17 protein-coding genes and 2 pseudogenes are annotated in these 17,503 nt (G+C 68.0%); 10 read left to right on the plus strand and 9 right to left on the minus strand.

Features of this window, described 5'->3' with window-relative positions:
- The 3 genes from KBI5_RS27290 to KBI5_RS05525 all read left to right on the plus strand — a co-directional run.
- The coding region (locus KBI5_RS27290; RefSeq protein WP_206745243.1) for a TOPRIM nucleotidyl transferase/hydrolase domain-containing protein at positions 1-581 on the plus strand (581 nt) is incomplete at its 5' end.
- A 52-nt stretch (positions 582-633) separates the two neighbouring features.
- Positions 634-918: a hypothetical protein gene (locus KBI5_RS05520; protein ID WP_133056961.1), complete on the plus strand. Its 285-nt coding sequence runs from the start codon at positions 634-636 to the stop codon at positions 916-918.
- A 7-nt stretch (positions 919-925) separates the two neighbouring features.
- Positions 926-1,168, plus strand: a complete 243-nt coding sequence (locus tag KBI5_RS05525; protein ID WP_085014487.1) for a hypothetical protein — start codon at positions 926-928, stop codon at positions 1,166-1,168.
- A gap of 327 nt (positions 1,169-1,495) precedes the next feature.
- Here KBI5_RS05525 and KBI5_RS27605 read toward each other — a convergent pair whose 3' ends face one another.
- From KBI5_RS27605 to KBI5_RS05540, 3 genes and pseudogenes are all read right to left on the minus strand, one after another.
- A complete protein-coding gene (locus KBI5_RS27605) occupies positions 1,496-1,903 on the minus strand; it encodes a hypothetical protein (RefSeq protein WP_035730048.1) in 408 nt (135 codons plus the stop codon).
- A 370-nt stretch (positions 1,904-2,273) separates the two neighbouring features.
- A pseudogene (locus tag KBI5_RS28615) lies at positions 2,274-2,561 on the minus strand (transposase family protein); the annotation flags it as partial.
- Between the two features lie 730 nt (positions 2,562-3,291).
- The gene (locus tag KBI5_RS05540; RefSeq protein ID WP_085014489.1) at positions 3,292-3,963 is read right to left on the minus strand and encodes a GPR1/FUN34/YaaH family transporter; all 672 of its coding nucleotides are present in this window, start codon (positions 3,961-3,963) and stop codon (positions 3,292-3,294) included.
- A gap of 406 nt (positions 3,964-4,369) precedes the next feature.
- Here KBI5_RS05540 and KBI5_RS05545 point away from each other — a divergent pair.
- Positions 4,370-5,165: pseudogene (locus KBI5_RS05545) on the plus strand (helix-turn-helix domain-containing protein).
- Between the two features lie 128 nt (positions 5,166-5,293).
- Here KBI5_RS05545 and KBI5_RS26145 read toward each other — a convergent pair.
- Positions 5,294-5,461 (minus strand): hypothetical protein, encoded by a 168-nt coding sequence (locus KBI5_RS26145; RefSeq protein ID WP_157902431.1) that lies wholly within the window; start codon positions 5,459-5,461, stop codon positions 5,294-5,296.
- Positions 5,462-5,659: 198 nt separating this feature from the next.
- A complete protein-coding gene (locus tag KBI5_RS27615; protein ID WP_085014490.1) occupies positions 5,660-5,920 on the minus strand; it encodes a Prokaryotic metallothionein in 261 nt (86 codons plus the stop codon).
- 234 nt (positions 5,921-6,154) lie between these two features.
- Between KBI5_RS27615 and KBI5_RS05555 the strand changes: the two genes are divergently transcribed.
- The 4 genes from KBI5_RS05555 to KBI5_RS28620 all read left to right on the plus strand — a co-directional run bounded on the left by KBI5_RS05555 (position 6,155) and on the right by KBI5_RS28620 (position 10,219).
- Positions 6,155-6,934 carry an SDR family oxidoreductase gene (locus KBI5_RS05555; protein ID WP_011435683.1) on the plus strand — a complete coding sequence of 260 codons (780 nt, stop codon included), beginning with the start codon at positions 6,155-6,157 and terminating at the stop codon, positions 6,932-6,934.
- A 215-nt stretch (positions 6,935-7,149) separates the two neighbouring features.
- Positions 7,150-8,214, plus strand: coding sequence for a PHB depolymerase family esterase (locus tag KBI5_RS05560; protein ID WP_023840551.1), 1,065 nt, complete (start codon positions 7,150-7,152; stop codon positions 8,212-8,214).
- Positions 8,211-8,924, plus strand: a complete 714-nt coding sequence (locus KBI5_RS05565) for an MBL fold metallo-hydrolase (RefSeq protein ID WP_085014491.1) — start codon at positions 8,211-8,213, stop codon at positions 8,922-8,924. Before KBI5_RS05560 ends, KBI5_RS05565 begins: the two co-directional genes overlap by 4 nt.
- Positions 8,925-9,004: 80 nt before the next feature.
- Positions 9,005-10,219: a nitrilase-related carbon-nitrogen hydrolase gene (locus KBI5_RS28620; protein WP_347272468.1), complete on the plus strand. Its 1,215-nt coding sequence runs from the start codon at positions 9,005-9,007 to the stop codon at positions 10,217-10,219.
- 3 nt (positions 10,220-10,222) lie between these two features.
- Here the strand turns inward: KBI5_RS28620 and KBI5_RS05575 are convergent, their stop codons facing one another.
- Entirely contained in the window at positions 10,223-10,912 is a 690-nt protein-coding gene (locus tag KBI5_RS05575; RefSeq protein ID WP_011435687.1) for a TetR/AcrR family transcriptional regulator, read from the minus strand.
- A 521-nt stretch (positions 10,913-11,433) separates the two neighbouring features.
- Between KBI5_RS05575 and KBI5_RS05580 the strand changes: the two genes are divergently transcribed.
- Positions 11,434-13,113, plus strand: coding sequence for a DHA2 family efflux MFS transporter permease subunit (locus KBI5_RS05580; protein ID WP_085014492.1), 1,680 nt, complete (start codon positions 11,434-11,436; stop codon positions 13,111-13,113).
- On the opposite strand, the gene KBI5_RS05585 is transcribed toward KBI5_RS05580, so the two are convergent.
- Both KBI5_RS05585 and KBI5_RS05590 read right to left on the minus strand, forming a co-directional pair.
- Positions 13,024-13,914 carry a hypothetical protein gene (locus KBI5_RS05585; RefSeq protein ID WP_241882671.1) on the minus strand — a complete coding sequence of 297 codons (891 nt, stop codon included), beginning with the start codon at positions 13,912-13,914 and terminating at the stop codon, positions 13,024-13,026. The genes KBI5_RS05580 and KBI5_RS05585 overlap by 90 nt on opposite strands.
- Positions 13,915-14,319: 405 nt before the next feature.
- A complete protein-coding gene (locus KBI5_RS05590; RefSeq protein ID WP_085014493.1) occupies positions 14,320-15,258 on the minus strand; it encodes a PAC2 family protein in 939 nt (312 codons plus the stop codon).
- A gap of 358 nt (positions 15,259-15,616) precedes the next feature.
- On the opposite strand from KBI5_RS05590, the gene KBI5_RS05595 reads away from it, so the two are divergent.
- Positions 15,617-16,441 (plus strand): hypothetical protein, encoded by an 825-nt coding sequence (locus tag KBI5_RS05595; RefSeq protein WP_241882672.1) that lies wholly within the window; start codon positions 15,617-15,619, stop codon positions 16,439-16,441.
- A 71-nt stretch (positions 16,442-16,512) separates the two neighbouring features.
- Here KBI5_RS05595 and KBI5_RS05600 read toward each other — a convergent pair whose 3' ends face one another.
- Positions 16,513-17,415, minus strand: a complete 903-nt coding sequence (locus tag KBI5_RS05600; protein WP_011435693.1) for an AEC family transporter — start codon at positions 17,413-17,415, stop codon at positions 16,513-16,515.
- Positions 17,416-17,503: the final 88 nt, after the last annotated feature.

Here is a 17,503-nt window from a genome sequence, read left to right on the forward strand (position 1 = left end):
CCCACAAGCCGAAAACCACCCGACCGGCAACACCGGCCGGGCCTTCGGCCCGCCCACCCACGCCATCACCGAACTCTTACGATTGCGCGGTACTCCTAGGCAGTGCCGAAAGGGCTGGTGGGACGCCCCTATCTGTCTCTGGCGTAGTCGTCGCAGATGCAGGCGGCAAAGGCGGTGTATTTTTGCTGCACGCGATACTCTCGATACTGGGCATTCCATGTCACATTGTATTCGACGGTGATTGTGGCGGCGGAGATCGATTGCGGGCCAAGAATCAAGACGTCAACGCTCAAGCCGAAGACAACAAGAACCAGAGCTTAAACCGGAGCCTTCTCCGATACCTGGGTGAGCCGGAAGTGGACTGGCCAGTTACGGCGGTGCATGAGGGATACTCAGTTATTGCCGATAAGATGGAGACGCTTCTCGATGCAGAGTGGCCGGAATGCGCGAGCGATACTCTTGGGCTAGGGAAGCCTGAGAAGAATGCTCGGCTCTACAGGCACGCTGCACGTAACGCCGCAACAGATCCGCCACCGTTTGTAAAGGAACTTCTGGAACAAGCTAGAAACATGGCCCAGTAGCAAGAGGCAACACTTGCAATCTTCGGGGGGGGTAATATATGTCTACACCCCCATGCCCGATCCCATGCAGCCACCACTCGAAACAACCTCCTCGCATCTCTATGTCGATGGCCGTGGCCGCCAAAAGCGTATGCGAGTTCGAGCTGTGCACCGTGAGGAAATTGACATAGATCTAMTTGCCCAAGGCCTGATTATGGCGGCTCACGACATCGCCAGCCAAGAGGCGGGGATGATCGACGAAGACGAAGATGATCTCTACACCATCGCCAAAAAGAACCAAGAAAGAAAGTTAAAACAACAACCCATTGACGACGAGACCAACCTAACTCATACTTAAAATTGCTATGAACGATGACCAATTCACCCAGCTCTTCAAGTACATGACCGAACAGTTTCAGGCCGTTCGCTCCGAAATCGCTGAAGTCAAAGACGACGTCAACCGGGTTCGTAATGTGCTTGATGGCGTTGTCGGCGACATCCAAGATCTCAAAACCGAACTTGGCGCCACGGGTGTGCAGCTTGATCGTCATGACCAAGCCATTAGTCAACTCGCCAGCCACACTGGCGTGCGGCTGCAGTATGAGTAGCTGCTGGTTTATGATCGACCTCCGCCTCGCCCATTTAGTTGATCTTGCAAGTCCGGCTCGTCTGCTTCGCCACCATCACCCTGTTCGATCACTCTCAGTAGCCATCTGAGATCGTCGAGCAGACCAAGATTTTTGGAGTAGTACCGGAGAAGCTCCACCCTAGAGTTGTTGTTAGAACCCTTGCCCCAATGCCACTGACGCTAAGTCGATCGAGCTGCGGGTTCAGCGGGTTGGTGAACCTGATCGTGGGTGGCGCATTGTGCTGGGTGCCGCGTTGGCCGGGTGATGTCGGCGGCGAGTGGCCGCAGCACACGGTGATGCTGGTCATCAGGGGGGAAAAACCGGGTCGGTGACGACCCGGTCGCGGATGATCATTACGGTGCGCGGGAACTTGATCCGGTCGGGGTCGATCCCGGCGGCGGTTGCGGCCCGACACCTCAGGGCGCTGATCGCGTGGTGGGTGAGCAGGTAGCCCCAGATTTCCTGGTAGACGGTGTCGGGGTGCTTGGAGCGCAGGACCTTCCCTGGGCCGCGTAGGTAGGTCTTGGGCTGCTTGTTGCCGGTTTCGATGTGCCAGTGGCCGCGAGCAGCGCGGCCCCGGCCTGGGCGAAGCTGAGGCTGGTGAGGGCATAGACGCTCTCCCGGGAAGCCGGCCGTCCTTTCTCCCGGCGCCAGCGGTGCGGACGGATCGCCTGGACCGCGTGTCGAGATTCGCGCGGACCGTGTGCAGAGCATCGGCCGTGACCAGCACGTTCGTCAGGTCCAGCGGCCGCAGTAACCGACGGAACACCGCGGTCTCGTTGGTCTTGGCCTCRACCTCGACCTGGGCGAGTAGCCGTCCGTCGCCGTGGCTGGCCACGCCGACAAGGTGCACCTTGGACCCGTCAGCGCGCTTCGCGTGCCGGCTCGTCTTCCCGTCGAGGGCGACCGCCGACTCCACCGGCTGGCAGCCGTGGCCCGGATCCACCGGGGCAGCGGACGGTTCGGTTCGCTGGTCGGTATCGTCCCCCTGCTCGGCGGGCGGGTCCGGGTCCAACGGCGGATCGAGCAGAGCCACGGCGAGCTCACCGTCGTCCACGGCCTGAAGGAAGCAGTGGATCGTCGCCGTGCTCGGCAGCCGCCATCCGGCGAACGGGTCCCAGGGCAGCCGCAGCCGCGCACGTTCGGCGCCGCTGGTCCGCGCCAGCCACGCCCGGACCGCCGACACCCGGTGGTGCCCCGCAGCCGTCAGCGAGCACAGCCACACCGCGGCCAGGCACAGCCACGAATACACCCGCCCCCGCGTCGACCGTGGATCGGTCACCCGATCCAACCGCTCCCAGATTCCCTCACGCGACACCTCGCCAGCACCCGGCACACCGGCGRCATCGCGCGACAATGCGCCCACAGGCACGCCGCACTCCAGACCACGAGGACTTCAGACATCCCAGTGATCTACAAGCGGCGTGCCTGCTTCTTCGCCTACGACACGTGGCCCAGCCGTGCCCACAGCCCAGCGCAAAACCCCTCTACCGTCACCGATCACCCGAAACGGAAGGAACGCCTATTCCCGTCAAACCGCGTTCGTGCAAGAGTCCTGAACCGGACCCACGCCACCACCCGCTCACAAGGCGAACGAGGATTCGCGGTCCTCAAGAACTGGCACATATTCGACCGTTTCCGCGGCTGCCCACGCCGCGTCGGCACCTTCGCCCAGGCCGTCCTCGTCCTCGCTAGCGAGGGCCATTAGAACAACCAACTTTGAAAAGGCTCAATGACTCTGTCATGTCGGTTTCCACACGGTGGCGCCCGCAGCTGCGAGAACCCGAGCAGGCTCGGTGTCGATGCCGCGGGCGCCACCAGTGGCCAGCACTGCCTGGCCGTTCAGGCGAAATTGATCTTTGTCGCTTGTTCTTTGTTCTTTTTGGTGTTATGGCGTTATGGCCGTTGGCTCGGGGATGGAATCATCGGTGAACGTGCCACCATTTTCGACGTTGATGACGATTCCCATCGGCCTCTCCATTTACCTGCTCGGTGAACCGGATCGCAATCACCAATGTCGATTATGAATCTGATGGCAGGTGCAAGAAATTTTCATCAGTACGCGTCGGCCCGGCTATCTATGGCAATCGTATCGCGGCATGCTATCCGGAGATGACCGGCTTGCCGAGCGGCAGGCCCTYCCCGCCGGTCTCGGTGAACATGAGGTCGAGGTACAGGTAGACCGCGACCGCGATGAAGGCGAACACGACGTAGCCGCCGGCGTGGGTGAGGGCGGTGCTGGTGTTGATGGTGCCGAGTAGCAGCAGCACCAGCGCGACGTCAACGAGCCCGAGCAGCAGAGTGTAGCTGCTGGGCAGGCGCAGGGTGGCCACGGTGAACAGGACGATGGTGACCAGCCAGCTGATGAGCCACAGCTCGGTGCTCCTGGTGGCCTGATCGGCGGGGATGTTGTACCAGTTGTGGCCGAGACCGAGGACGAACGCGGCGTAGCTGCCGTAGAACCCGAAGAACACTGCGAACAGGCTGGCCGCGGCGTTCTGCCCGAGCGCCGCCGCCCAGATCGCGGAGATCAGGAGACCGACGGTGGTGGCGGTCATGATAACGGGTATGGCTGCGCCGGCCGCGGCGGGCGGAAGCCACCCGGTGTCGACCAGCCCGAGGCCGACGGCCCCGGCGATGAAGGTGGGGATACCGATCACGCCCGGGTTGCCGCGCAGCGGGCTGAGGGGCGGCGGAGTGGGTAACGCCTCGGCTTCGTTTGGTAACGGCTGTGAGTGGGTGGCGACGGTGGCGCTGTCAGTGCTGGTGGTCATCGGGATCATCCTCCTGAAGGGGCCGTTTCCGAGGCGGCCCGCCGTGTGTACTGCGGGTGCAGGGGGTGGAGGAGGGCCGGACGTGCCGTGGGGGACTACGCCGTCCCCGTCCTATGTCGGTGAGGCAGTGTCCGGCCTTCCCAGTTTTGCTGGGGTTGCTTGCCGTCGTGTCACGCAGCGGGCTACGCGAAACGAACGCGGGGTTTAATAATGCCTTCCTCCTTGGTTTCCTTCAACCTGAAGGCGCATTCGACTTCGTCAAACCCGACATCTGGGTCGTCATCGCCAGTGTGATGTCCATAAACGTTTGCTGGGTCGGGAGGCGCCGGGTGGGGCTGGCGCTGCCCGGGGGCGGGATGTGCACTGTCGGTACCGACGTGTGTGACCGGTGCCGGGAGGTGGGCGTATGGCACAGCGTGTGCGGGCGCGGCGGCTGACCGGGGAGGAAAGCCGCCAGGTGCAGGCGATCGTGCGGCGGGGGACGCACTCCTCGGTCCGGGCCCGCCGGGCGACGATCATCATGGCATCGGCCGGCGGGACGACGGTGCCGGCGATCGCCCGGCTGGTTGCCGCTGACGAGGGCACGGTCCGGGATGTGATCCACCGGTTCAACGAGATCGGTCTGGCCTGCCTGGACCCTCGGTGGGCCGGAGGCCGTCCCCGCCGGATCAGCTGTGAAGACGAGGCGTTCATCATCGCGGWGGCCCGGACCCGTCCCACGAAACTGGGGCGGCCGTTCACGCACTGGAGCCTGCGTAAACTCGCCGACTACCTGGGCGACAACCCCGACCGGGTCGTCACCGTCGGCCGGGAACGGCTGCGTCAGCTCTTGGGCCACCACCGGATCTCCTTCCAACGGACGAGAACCTGGAAGGAGTTCACCGATCCGGACAAGGAGGGAAACTCGACCGGATCGAGTACCTGACCGCCACCTGCCCGAACCGCTGCTTCGCCTTCGACCAGTTCGRCCCGGTGCGCACCGTCGTCATCGCCAGCTCCGACCACCCCAACCACACCGTGCTCGCCCGCGAACCGCAGGCCTACCCGCGCGGGCGCAACGCCGACGGCCCGCTACCCCGCCCGTCTTGGCCGCGCAACGCCGCGAACGCGCCCGCGTCCGCTCTGAACGCCAGCAACGCTGGGACGCCCCGCACCCAAGCCGCCTAACCCAACCCAGCGAACATTTATGGACACCGCGCTAACGGTCGGCGTGTGCTTGGTGCTCGTGGCGCCCCGGCCACAGTGGTCGGCGGGACATCTCTGAACGTATGGAGGAGATCCTTGCCAGCGAGGCGGCATCCATCAGAAACTCCCGAGGGGACTGACGCCTTCAGACGTCAGGGGAACTGGAGGACGCGCTGCGTACCCATTTCGCGCTCTGATGTCGTGACGCCGCCAAGGTGTGTCCGACAGGACGCGGCGGCACCCCGGACACCCCGGTCGACACCCCGACCACCGCGGCGAGCTCGTCGGCGGTCTCCGCACCATCGGCGATCACCTGGCTGCCGACGCCGTCGGCGAAGCGGACGAGGGCGTCGACTCGTTAGGCATGGTACCCTCTCGGACCCGTATGTCCGTCTACAGAGAGTAGAAACGATATTTCTCGGAGTTGTCTCGGTGATGTCGATGGCCGCTCCGCGGGCGGGTGGCGGGCCGCCGGGCTGATCCGGGTCGGCTGGAGCGCATCCGGTCCGGATCAGCCCGGATGCGTGCCGACGGTGTCGCGGAGCTCGGCACCGAGGCGGCCGTCCGAAACCCGGGCACAGTGGGCGCAGCAGAAGAACCGCCCGGATACCTCGACGCCGTGTCCGATAATGCGGYAGTCGCAATGTTCGCAGCGGGGGGCAAGTTTTGCCACAGCGCATTCAAAGCAGTCAAAGGTGTATTTCTCGCCACTTATAACCTGCACCTCGAACGACATCCAGTAGTCGTTACCGCAGGTGTCGCACCTGGCCATCGTCCCGCCCCCTCTCGCCGGTCCCGACGTTAGACCTGGTGGATGCTGATCGCATCTTCCGCCCTCGGTATGTTCATCATGTCGATCGATGGGAACGGCGGGCCGATCACCCGGTAGCTGCCCAGGTCGTCAGGACCGGTGGCGCCCGTCGCGGATGGTCGGGCGGTCTGCCGGCCGGCCGCGGCTGGCCTGCCTCATCGAAAACTGCGACCGGAGCGAGGCGACAGGAGCGGGATGGATCTTCAGCTGGCGGGCAAGGTGGTGCTGGTGACCGGCGGCTCGAACGGGCTGGGAGCCGCCCTGGTGCGGACGCTGGCCGCCGAGGGGGCGCGGGTGGCCTTCTGCGGGCGCGACGAGACGCGGCTGCGGGAGGTCGCCGGGCAGGCGCAGGCCGGCGGTGGCGAGGTTCTCGCCGTACCTGCCGATGTGACCAGCATCACTGACCTCGAACGTTTCGTCGCCACCGCCGTCGACCGCTGGAACGCCGTCGACGCCCTGGTGAACAACGCCGGCGCCAGCGCGGGCGGTACGTTCGAGAACCAGACCGACGAGGTCTGGAACGCCGATCTGGAGCTGAAGCTGCACGCGGCGATCCGGGCCTCCCGGCTGGTGTTGCCGTACCTGCGGCGCGCGGGCGGTGGCGGCATCGTGAACTCACTGTCCGTGGCGGCCAGAGCCCCCAGCGCCGGTTCCACCCCGACCTCCGTCACCCGGGCCGCGGGCCTCGCGCTCACCAAGGCCCTGTCCAAGGAGCTCGGCCCGGACCGGATCCGGGTCAACGCGGTGCTGATCGGCCTGGTGGAGAGCGGGCAGTGGGATCGGGCGGCGGCCCGAGAGAACATCACGGTCGACGAGCTGTACGAACGGATGGGGCGGACCTCCGGAATCCCGCTCGGTCGGGTGGGCCGGGCCCAGGAGTTCGCCGATCTGGTCGCGTTCCTGCTCTCCGCGCGGGCCGCCTACATCACGGGTGCGACGATCAACCTCGATGGCGGCCTCAGCCCGGTAGCCTGACGGCAGACGGCCGGCCGATCAACCGGCGCGCGGGGTTTCGACCGGGTCCACCGCCGGGTCCGCCGCCGGTGTGGTTGCCGGTGTGGTTGCCGTCCCGACATCGGGAATCGACGGTGTCGCGCAGGCGTCGCGGCGATGTATTCCTTCGGCCTGGTCTGGTCCGTACCGTGGGTGCGGTGTCCCGGAAACCGCCGCCAGCACGTTGGCATCTCGCCGTGCCGGGTGTCGTCGCGCTGACACTGGTCATTGTCGTCCAGCTGGTGCACGGTTTCGCGGGCTCGTCCGGCGTCTCCGGCAGCGTCTCTGACAAGGCAGTGCCGCGACGTTTCGCTGCCGGCTCGGGAATATCGACCGCGGGCTCCTCCTGCGTCTCACCGCGGCCGGCGGTCCCGCTGCTCTCGGGGGCACATTCCCTGGTTCTGGGTGGAGTCCGTCGCTACTACCGGTTGACACTGCCGGTGGGTCACGACGGGCGTCACGCCTATCCGTTGATCTTCGACTTCCACGGTTTCAAGGCCGATAAGGAGTTGGAAGAGCAGCGTTCCCGCATGGGCGCCCTGGGCGGCGACCGCGGTTTCATCGTGGTGACCCCGGACGCGTTGGGGACACCACGACGCTGGAACACCCTCGGGGAGCCGGGTAAGGCGGATGACTTTGGTTTCGTGAATGCTCTGCTGGATGATCTGGATGCGCGGTTCTGCCTGGACGACCGTGCTGTCTACGCCGCCGGGCATTCCAACGGTGCCGAGTTCGCCGCCGCGCTGGTGTGCAGATCCGGTCGATTCGCGGCCGTGGCGATGGTCTCCTCGACGTTCGAGGTCCGCTGCCCGCCCGGACGTACCCCGGCGACCATGGCCGTGCACGGCACCGCCGATCCGTCCGTGCCCTATGCGGGTGGCGCGGTGGCGGGCGGACCCGCGCACATCTCGCCGGCTCCGGCGGTGATCCGCGCATACGCCGACCGTTACGGCTGCAATCCGACGCCGGTGCTGACCGAGCCCAGAGGCGAAGTGATCATCCTGCGGTACGTCGACTGCCTCGGGGGTGCCGAGGTTCGGCTCGACACGGTGACCGGGGGCACGCATCTGTGGCCGGCCAGCCCGGAGGCCCGCCGGGACCGGTCCGACTCGGCCGCCGGCCGGTCCTTCGACGCCACCGGCGCGATCCTGGACTTCTTCACCGTGCACCACATGGATCATTCACCCGTCATGCCGCCGCGGGTAGCCCTGGTGAGCAACTCGCCCCGCCGTGGGCCGGACCTTCGTAGGCTGGCGGGGTGACCGATCGCCTGTACTTCCGTCAACTGTTGTCCGGCCGCGACTTCGCCGTCGGCGATCCGGTCGGTACCCAGATGGTCAACTTCGTCTACCTCGTGGGTGACCGCGAGACCGGCGAGGCCTTGGTCGTCGATCCCGCCTACAAGGTCGACGACCTGCTCAACCTGCTGGCCGCCGACGGTATGCGGCTCACCGGCGCGCTCGTCACCCACTACCACGCCGATCACATCGGTGGAAACGCGTTCGGCCTGGAGATCGAGGGTGTCCGCCAGTTGCTCGRCCGGCAGAACGTCCCGATTCACGTGAACCGGGCCGAGGCGGAGTGGGTACGGCGGGCGACCGAGGTCTCCGCGGCCGATCTGGTCGAGCATGACGACGACGATGTGGTGACGGTCGGGGAGATCCCCGTGCGGCTGCTGCACACCCCCGGCCACACCCCCGGCAGCCAGTGTTTCCTCGTCGACGATCGGCTCGTTGCCGGAGACACCCTGTTCCTCGAGGGCTGCGGCCRGATGGACCTGCCCGGCGGCGACGCGGGACTGATGTACGACAGCCTGCGTCGGTTGGCCGCRTTGCCGGACACCACCACCGTCTTCCCCGGCCACCAGTACTCTCCGCAGGCGTCGGAGGACCTTGCGGTGGTCAAGCGGATGAACCACGTCTTCCGGCCGACGAGCGCCCAGCAGTGGAAGGCGATGCTGGGCCTGTCCTGAATCCCGCGGTCGACCGGGTCGCCGCCGGGAAGACCCTCGTGTTTGCGGAACCGCATGGTCGACAAGGCGAGGAGCCCCGTATGACAGCCCCGGTCCGTGCCGCCGTCCTGCAGCTCGGCTGTCCCGACGAGGAGAACGCGGCGGACCGGGTGCGCAGGGTGCTGGGGGAGATCCGGCAGACCCAGGCGGACCTGGTCGTCCTCCCCGAACTATGGGTCACCGGCTATTTTCACTTCGATCGGTACGAGGCGGAGGCGGAGGCGTTGACCGGGCCGACGGTCACCGCCCTGCGGGAGGCCGCCCGGGAACGCGGATGCCACCTGGTGGCCGGCAGCATCGTGGAACGGTCCRCCGACGGACGGCTTTTCAACACGACCGTGTTGATCGGTCCGGACGGGATGATCCGGCATGCGTACCGCAAGGTGCACCTGTTCGGCTACGGCTCCGCGGAGGCCCGGTTGCTGACGCCGGGTGCCACGGTCGGAACCGTCCCCACCGAACTCGGCATCGTCGGGCTGGCGACCTGTTACGACCTCCGGTTTCCCGAGCTGTTCCGGCTGCTGGCCGAGGGCGGTGCCGAGATCGTGGTGGTGGTATCGGCCTGGCCGTTGGCCAGGCTGGACCACTGGCGCGTGCTCACCCGGACCCGGGCCATCGAGAACCAGGTGTATCTCGTCGCCTGCAACGCCGCGGGCCGCCAGGCGGGCCGGGAGATGGCCGGGGCGAGCGTCGTCGTCGATCCGTGGGGAGAGGTGCTCGCCGAGGCCGGCCCGCGGCCCACCACGGTGCGCGCGGAGCTGGACCCGTCCCGACCGGCCGCCGTTCGTGCCGAGTTCCCGGTGCTCACGCATCGCCGGCTCGGGGTCGACCACCAGAACCGGCTTGACCCCGCGCATCTGCTCGACCTGGCCGGGCGTGGCAAGGCCTTTCTTGACTTCTGGCGAGAGCGGCACCTGTGCAGCCTGACCACCGTCCGGCCGGATGGCAGCCCGCACGTGGTCGCCGTCGGCGCGACACTTGATCCGGCGGCGGGCATCGCCCGGGTGATCACATCGGCCCGGTCCCGCAAGGCCCGTCTGATCGCGGCGGGACCGGCCCACGGCACCCCCGTCGGGCTCTGCCAGATCGACGGCCGACGCTGGTCGACGCTGGAGGGACTGGCCGTGCTCCGGGATGATCCGGCGAGTGTGGCCGACGCCGAGTTCCGCTATGCGCAGCGTTACCGCGCGCCGCGGGCCAATCCCCGGCGTGTCGTCGTGGAGGTGCGGATCACCCGCGTGCTCGGCAGCGTCTGACCCTCAGGACTCGATCGCCGCGGTGATGCCGACCAGCAGCCATTCCAGCCCGTCGGCGAAGTCCTCCTGCGCGTCGTCACCCATGATCGTCATGTTGCCCGGACCCAACTGCGCGAGGAAGGGATAGTCGCCGGTGGCGATCAGGCCGCGGAGGTAGGTGGTCAGCTCGACCTTGTCGACGTCGGTCCGGGAGTGGAGGTCCCGCGCCCGCAGTTCGGCGAGAACGTGCCCGATCGTGTACGTGTCGACCGCGCGCAGAATCGCGATCTTCCGGCGAGGTGGCACGGGCAGCCTGGCGACCGCTGCGGCCGACTGCTCGGCGTGGCGCAGCGCGTTCGGTCCGTAGTGCGGCCGTCCGGCGAACGTGGTCAGCATCCAGGGATGGCGCAGGCAGCTGGCCCGGGTCTGATGGGAGATGGCACGCAGGGCGTCGCGCCAGTCGGCGGGCAGCGGGTCGGGGACGAGGATCTCGGCAGCGATCCGGTCGCTCATCAGATCGAGAAGATCGTCTTTGCGGGCGATGTGGGAGTACAGGCTCATCGGCCGGACGCCGAGAACTGCCGCGACCCGGCGGATAGAGACGGCGTCGAGTCCTTCCGTGTCGGCCAGGGTGATCGCCGCGTCGACGATGGCCTCCCGGCTCAGCCGGGGCTTCTGGCGCGCTACGGGCCGGGTCCACAACAGGCCCTTCATCGGGCTGTCGCATTCCTCGACGTGCGGCGGCGCCGTCGGGGGAGCGGTCGGTAGCGCCGTCGGGGGAGCGGTCGGTAGCGCCGTCGGGGGAGCGGTCGGTAGCGCCGTCGGGGGAGCGGCCGGGCGGGCGGGAGACGGGGCGAAGCCGGTCGCAGCCGCGGGCTTCAGGCGACGTTGGGGCGTGTGCGGCCCGCCCGGGTCGCCCGACCCGGCGGTTGTGACGGGCCCGTCCGGGTCGGTGCGGGAGATCAACTCCGGGGCGGGCGCGGCGGGTGGGCCGGCCGGAGTCGACGGGACGTTCCATGCTCCCCTCGATCCGCACATACAGCGAGGTTACGTGGTCAGCGAGATTACACGGTCGGGTCCGGCGGCTACACCGTACGGACAAAGGTACGGCGTAGCGAAAGCGATACGGTGTATCGTCGGCGGGGTGCGGCTCGACCAGGACTATTCCCGGGCGCCTGGTCCGACTCGCCCCAGTTCGCGGCGGATGATCCTGCTCGGGTCGTACGGAGGTTGTGATGGCAGCRCAGACCCAGGCGCCCGCCGCGGCGGGCGGGGGCATGACGGGCGGTAGCGGAGATCGGCTCGATCCGGCGCTGATCCGTCTCGCCGGGATCGTCCTCGTCGGTGCGGTCGTGGTGCAGCTCGATGCGACGATCACCTCCGTGGCGATCAACACCCTCGCCCGATCCTTCAACGTCGGAATCTCGACAATCCAGTGGGTGAGTACCGGTTACCTGCTCGCGCTCGCCATGGTGATCCCGGTGACCGGCTGGTCAGCCGAGCGGTTCGGCGCCAAGCGGATGTGGCTGCTGTCGCTGGTCCTGTTCCTCGTCGGCTCGGCGCTGTGTGGGGCGGCATGGTCGGCCGGCAGTCTCATCGCCTTCCGGATCGTGCAGGGCCTCGGCGGCGGCCTGCTTCTGCCTCTGATGCAGACGATCATCGCGCAGGCGGCCGGGCCGGAACGGCTGGGCCGCCTGATGGCGGCGGTGGGGGTGCCCGCGCTGGTCACTCCCGTGCTCGGGCCGGTCATCGGCGGGCTGATCGTCGACGATCTCGACTGGCGTTGGATCTTTTTCATCAACGTGCCGGTCTGCCTGATCGGGCTGGTCCTGGCCTGGCTGGGGATGCCGGATGTGCGGACTCCCGGGCGGCATCGCTTCGACGCTCTCGGGTTCGCGTTGCTGTCCCCGGGGCTGGCCGCGATCGTCTACGGCTTCTCCGTGGCCGGCCGGCAGGGTGACTTCACGGGTGTGCGGGTGATCGTGCCGCTGGCCCTCGGCGCGGCCCTGCTCGTTCTGTTCACGGTGCATGCCCTGCGGACCGCCGTCGAACCGATCATCGACCTGCGGCTGTTCCGGTCCCGGGCCTTCGCCGGTTCATCGGGGATGATGTTCCTGTTCGGGATCTCGCTGTTCGGGGCGATGTTCCTGCTGCCCCTGTACGAGCAGCAGGCCCGTGGCCGCAGCGCCGCCGCCGCCGGCCTGCTCCTCGCCCCGCAGGGGTTGGGGATGATGATCGCCCTGATTGTGCTGGGCCGGGTGGCGGACCGGCGCAGCCCGCGGTTGTTCGTTCTGGTCGGCCTTCTGCTCAGCGCGCTGGGATCGGTTGCGTATACACAGGTCGCCGCCGACACCAGCGAGGTGCTGCTCGGGGTCTCCCTGACGGTCCGCGGCATCGGGCTGGCCATGGCGCTCATCCCGGTGATGTCCTCTGCCTACCACGGGCTGCGCCGGGAGGAGATTCCGCGCGCCACCTCCGCGGGGCGGATCTTCCAGCAGATCGGCGGCTCACTCGGGACGGCCATCCTCGCCGTGGTGCTGTCCCACCAGATCACCGGCCGACCCGCCGGGACCGGACCCGCCGATCCGGTGGCGCTGGCCGGCGCCTTCGGTACGGCGTTCTGGTGGACCCTCGGGTCCACGGTCCTCGCCGCACCGTTCGCCTTTCTGCTGCCGGGACGGCCAGCCGGCGCGGAGCAGCCCGCCCCGTCAGGCCCGCCGGTCGAGCTCCCGCGGCCGGCCGGGGCCGTCCCCACCCGTCGCCGGTCGGGCGACCACGGGGAGCTGAAGAGCCATGAAACTTCTCCCGGCCGCCGCGCCGCCGTCTCAGGGGCCGAGGGGAACCGCCACGATGGTCGGGAGTACCGGGTCCCCGCTCCCCGTGGCGGCCGAGGCGRTGGCCAGTGGCGCGGATGACGCCGGCAGGCCCGGCCGCGTGGACAGGGGAGCCGCCCCGGCGCGGCGCATCGCTCGCCGGCCCCGAGGAGTCTTTCCCCAAGGCTTCGCGATGGACAGCACCGTCGCCGTGATGAACAGGACGTTCATCACACTGGCGCCGAGGATGATCGCGACGGTCGGAGCCGCGTAGGCGACCTCCCCCCCATCCGTCGCATGTCCGGCCCGCACGACCAACGGGCGCATCATGGAGCTGCCGAGTATCACGGCAACGACGGTGATGACGAGTTTTGTCGCCACCCACCAGTGCCGCAGCAGTCCCCACCTCGTCTTTACCGAGATCACCACCCCGGTGGTCAGGGCGAGTAGAGCGAGCGGGATATTGAGGACCCGGTCAACGACGTGCATGAGCTCATATGCGGAGTGCCGAAGACCGGCATCGGCCGCTGCGGTCGAAGCCAGGACGAGCTGCGCGAACGCCACGCCATTCCAGCCGACACTCACCAGCACATGCACTGCCAACAGGGCGGTGCGCATTGGTTTACGCAGGTAGCGGTACCGCTCGCGCATGGTGGGTCCGGCCGCCGAGGCGCCGGCCGTCGGGGCCACGGCAGGTACGGGATTCCCGGAATCGGCTGTCTGCGCAGGATCGACCGTCGGCTCCGGATCGCGCGGTGACGCCGGGTTTGCCGGTGCCGCCGGACCGGCAGGCGTCGCGCTGGCGGCCGGGTCGGTGCCGGCAGCTGGGTCCGTGCTGTCCGCGGTCTCGAGCGGCGTCGAACCGGCCGCGGTGGGCACCGGTCCGGCGGGGGATGCGGTCATGCGGACGTCTCGGGCAGATTCATCGTCCGATTCTCTCCGTCACTGGATCATCAAGTGAGACGATTGTCAGGCGTCCTGGGCTGGCTCTCCGAGTAGCGGATCGAAATAGTACAGCCAATCGGTTGGCCCGGTCTGGCATAGGTGACCAGAAGCTACTTCCACAATTTAAATGCAACCACACCCGGACCGCGTTCGGATCATGGTATAGAAAGATTGATCATCGGCGGTGTGGGCTTCCCTGCGCCGCCACCTTCACGTCTGGTCGATCGACGGCTCGACCCGTGCGCAATCCACACGCACGGGACCGGTCCACTCCACGGCGGCCCGCGGAGGGCGGGCTGCGGCAGGTGACCTCGGTGGGGAGCGGGCCGGTCAGGCTGGTGGGATCCGAATCCCTGACCCGGGTCAGGGATTCGGGGTGGGACCGTCCGGTTCGGTCTGCTCGGCGAGGAAACGCTCCAAGGCATCGCCGAGTTCGTCGGCGGTCGGCAGCGGCTGGACGTCGTCCGCGGCCGGCAGGCTCGGCCCGCGCCGTCCGCGCTGGTAGGCGTMGTACTGCTCTTCCAGGGCGCTGACCAGCGCGGCGGCCTCACCGCCCCTGGCGATCTGGCTGTCGACCTCGTCCTGGATGGCAACCGCGGCGGAGCGCAGCCCGTCCAGCGGGAGCAGGAGCCCGGTCGCCTTCGACACCGAGGTCAGCAGGACCTCGGTGGCCGCCGGATAGGTCGTCTGCGCCAGGTAGTGCGGGACGTGAGCGGCGAAACCCATCGCATCCCGGCCTTCCCGCCCGAGCTCGAATTCCAGCAGGTGGCCGGCGCTGCCGGGGACCTGTAGCCGGCGCAGCCAGGGCTCGTACCCCACGATGAGGTCCTTACGGGTCGCGTGCGCGCTCACCACCAACGGGCGGGTGTGCGGCACCGCCATCGGAATCGCGTTCAGCCCGACCGTCAGACGGACGCCGAGCCGGGCCACGAGGCCTCGCAGCGCCACCGTGAACCGCTTCCACTGCAGATCTGGCTCAGGCCCGGCCAACAGCAGGAACGGAGTGCCTGCCTCGTCCCGCAACAGGTACAGCGCGAGGACGGGATCCTCGTAGCTCTCCCAGCGATCCTCGGAGAAGACCATGGTCGGCCGGCGGGACCGGTAGTCGAGCAACTGGTCGATGTCGAAGGTGGCGAGTAGCCGGTGGTCGAGCGCGGTCATCAGGTGCTCGCCGGCCAGGCTGACCGCGCTGCCAGCGTCAACCACCCCGGTCATCGCCTCCAGCATGACGGGACGGCCGAGATCGATCGAACCGCCGGCCAGGTCCTCGGCAAGATCGTAAAGTGCATCGGGATCAAGCACGGGTTGAGGTCCTCCTTACGCCACGGGTCGCGTCCGTCGTCAGGAAGAAGCGTGGCGCGCGCCTCCTCATTCCACCGGCTTATTCCACGGGCCTGTCGCGGCCCGGGGATGCCAGCGAGCCTCGTCACACAGGTGATGCGACAATTTTACCGGTAAGGAGCGATTCGCCGGTGGGTGGTGACGGGCTGTTATCTCAACCCCGCTAGGCTGCCAGGAACGCTCCAGGGCCGGATCTGCCGTGGTGGCCAGGCCCAGCGGCCTAAGGTGGCCTGRCCCGACTGAGCAGGAACCCGACTGGACGAATCGGCGTGGTGTGTCCGGTCGTCATGCACATCCGCGCGGCGGAAGGTGGCACGGGATGATCGAAGCGCAGGGATTCACGRCCTCACCGGGGCATCCCGACCTCGGACGGCCTGGTAGCGGTCTGGACGTCGTCGACGTGCGCCGGATTGAGGCCGTGTGCGCGCCGCTGCGCGCGTTGCGCACCGAGGGTCTCCTCGCCGGCCTGTTCGACGGCCTTGACGAGGCGGCGGCCCTCGTCGATCTGGTGGCACGGTACTGCGTCTTGGACCACGCGGCGCTGCTGATCGCCGTGGACGACTTCGAGGCCGCGCTCGCGGCGTTGCCCGCTCTCGGCGTGCGGCCGAGCGCGCTGGTGCCCAGCGTCATCGTGAAGGCCCGGCTGGCCGAGCGCTACGCGGTGCGCGCGGAGCTGCTCGACGTGCGTCTCACCCACGCCGCGCTGCGGTCCGATGCGGGCGCGGACCGCACGTTGGAGATCTTCATGCTCCGGCGGACACCTGGACTACCGGCCGGGCTCATCGAGCAGGAACGCGTGTTCGAGCTCGAGCGGCACTTCGCGATGCGGTTGCCGGACCCAAATCCGATCATCATCGAGGGACTGCGCTGGGTGTTGCGGACCCGGGCCGAGTTCCACTGGGACGGTGGCGGCTACAACCCGCATGACCGGCCGGCTGCCGGAGGTACGAGCGTGCTGTACTTTCTGCGTCTCGCGCCGGACGGCAAGGGAGGTGTCTGTCGCGAGCGGCTGGAAATCAAGTTCTTCGGCGATTTCTCCGCCATCGCGGACACACATCTCGCCCCGTGCGCCGACGGCGCGCGCTCGTGGGAGGTGCCGCCCGGTGCGCCGCACGCATGGTCAACCCGCCCACGTGGGGTGTGATCAGCACGCCGGGCGCCCGCTACAGCGGTGACCCCACTGGAGGACGAGCACGACTCAGGCCCCCCACCTCCTCAGGCCCCGAGGAGCAGCGCCCAGACCACCAGGCTCACGAACGACAGCGGAACCCCGACTCCCACCAGCAGGCTCGGCAACGGTGTCGCGAGTTCGTGACGGGCGGCGATGAGTGCGCCGGCGACCATCGGGGGCATCGCCACCTCGAAGAGGGCCACCCGCACGTCGTGATCTCCGACGCTCCCCGTCAGCGCGTAGATCCCCACCACGAGCGCGGGCGCGGCGACCAGCTTGACGCCGAGGCCGAGGGCCAGCTCCCGCCACCACACCCGGACCGCACGCACCTGGAGTTGCAGACCGATGGAGAACAGGGCGAGCGGGGTGAGGGTGCCACCGAGCGACCCCAGCGCGGCGTTCAGCCAGCCCGGGAAGGTCACCGGCCGCAGGACGAGCGCGGCCACCAAGGCGATCAGCGCCGGAGCGGTGAGGACTCGACGGGCGAGCTCGGCGCGGGAAAGCGATGCGCCGGCACTGATCGTGACCGTCCCGAGGACCACCGTGTTTAGCAGTAGGAAGGAACCGAGCTGATCCACGAGCACGGCAACCGGGACCGACGACGCGCCGAAGAAGGCGGTCACCATCGGGATGCCGACGAAGCTCGTGTTCGCCACCGCGGTCGTGGCGATCAGGGCGACGACGACCTCCCGCGGCATCCGCAACGCTCGTCCGGCCAGCACGTAGCCGGCCGTCGTCAGGACGAAGAGCAGGTAGGGCGCGGCGATGACGAGCGCGAGGTTCGGCGGGAAGACGATGCCGTGCATGGCRCGCAGCGTCAGAGCGGGCAGAGCCACGTCCAGCAGCCAGAGGTTGATCACGTGGGCGGTGTCCGCAGGCAGTCGTCCGCGGTGCCGGACCCCGATGCCCGCCACCAGGCCGACCAAGAGCACGATCAGTGCGGACATTCGGCCATCGTGGCAGCCGGAGTTCCCGGAAGGCGCCGGGATGCGCCGGGCGTGGGACAGGCCACGTGGCCGGCCTGGGGCGGGGACC

It is taken from the genome of Frankia sp. KB5 (genome assembly GCF_002099325.1).
Lineage (GTDB): Bacteria > Actinomycetota > Actinomycetes > Frankiales > Frankiaceae > Frankia > Frankia casuarinae.

Coding starts and splice junctions, on each gene's coding strand:
- KBI5_RS05525 (WP_085014487.1), top strand. CDS start 926: ATGAACGATGACCAATTCACCCAGCTCTTCAAGTACATGACCGAACAG.
- KBI5_RS27605 (WP_035730048.1), bottom strand. CDS start 1,903: ATGCTCTGCACACGGTCCGCGCGAATCTCGACACGCGGTCCAGGCGAT.
- KBI5_RS05555 (WP_011435683.1), top strand. CDS start 6,155: ATGGATCTTCAGCTGGCGGGCAAGGTGGTGCTGGTGACCGGCGGCTCG.
- KBI5_RS05575 (WP_011435687.1), bottom strand. CDS start 10,912: ATGAAGGGCCTGTTGTGGACCCGGCCCGTAGCGCGCCAGAAGCCCCGG.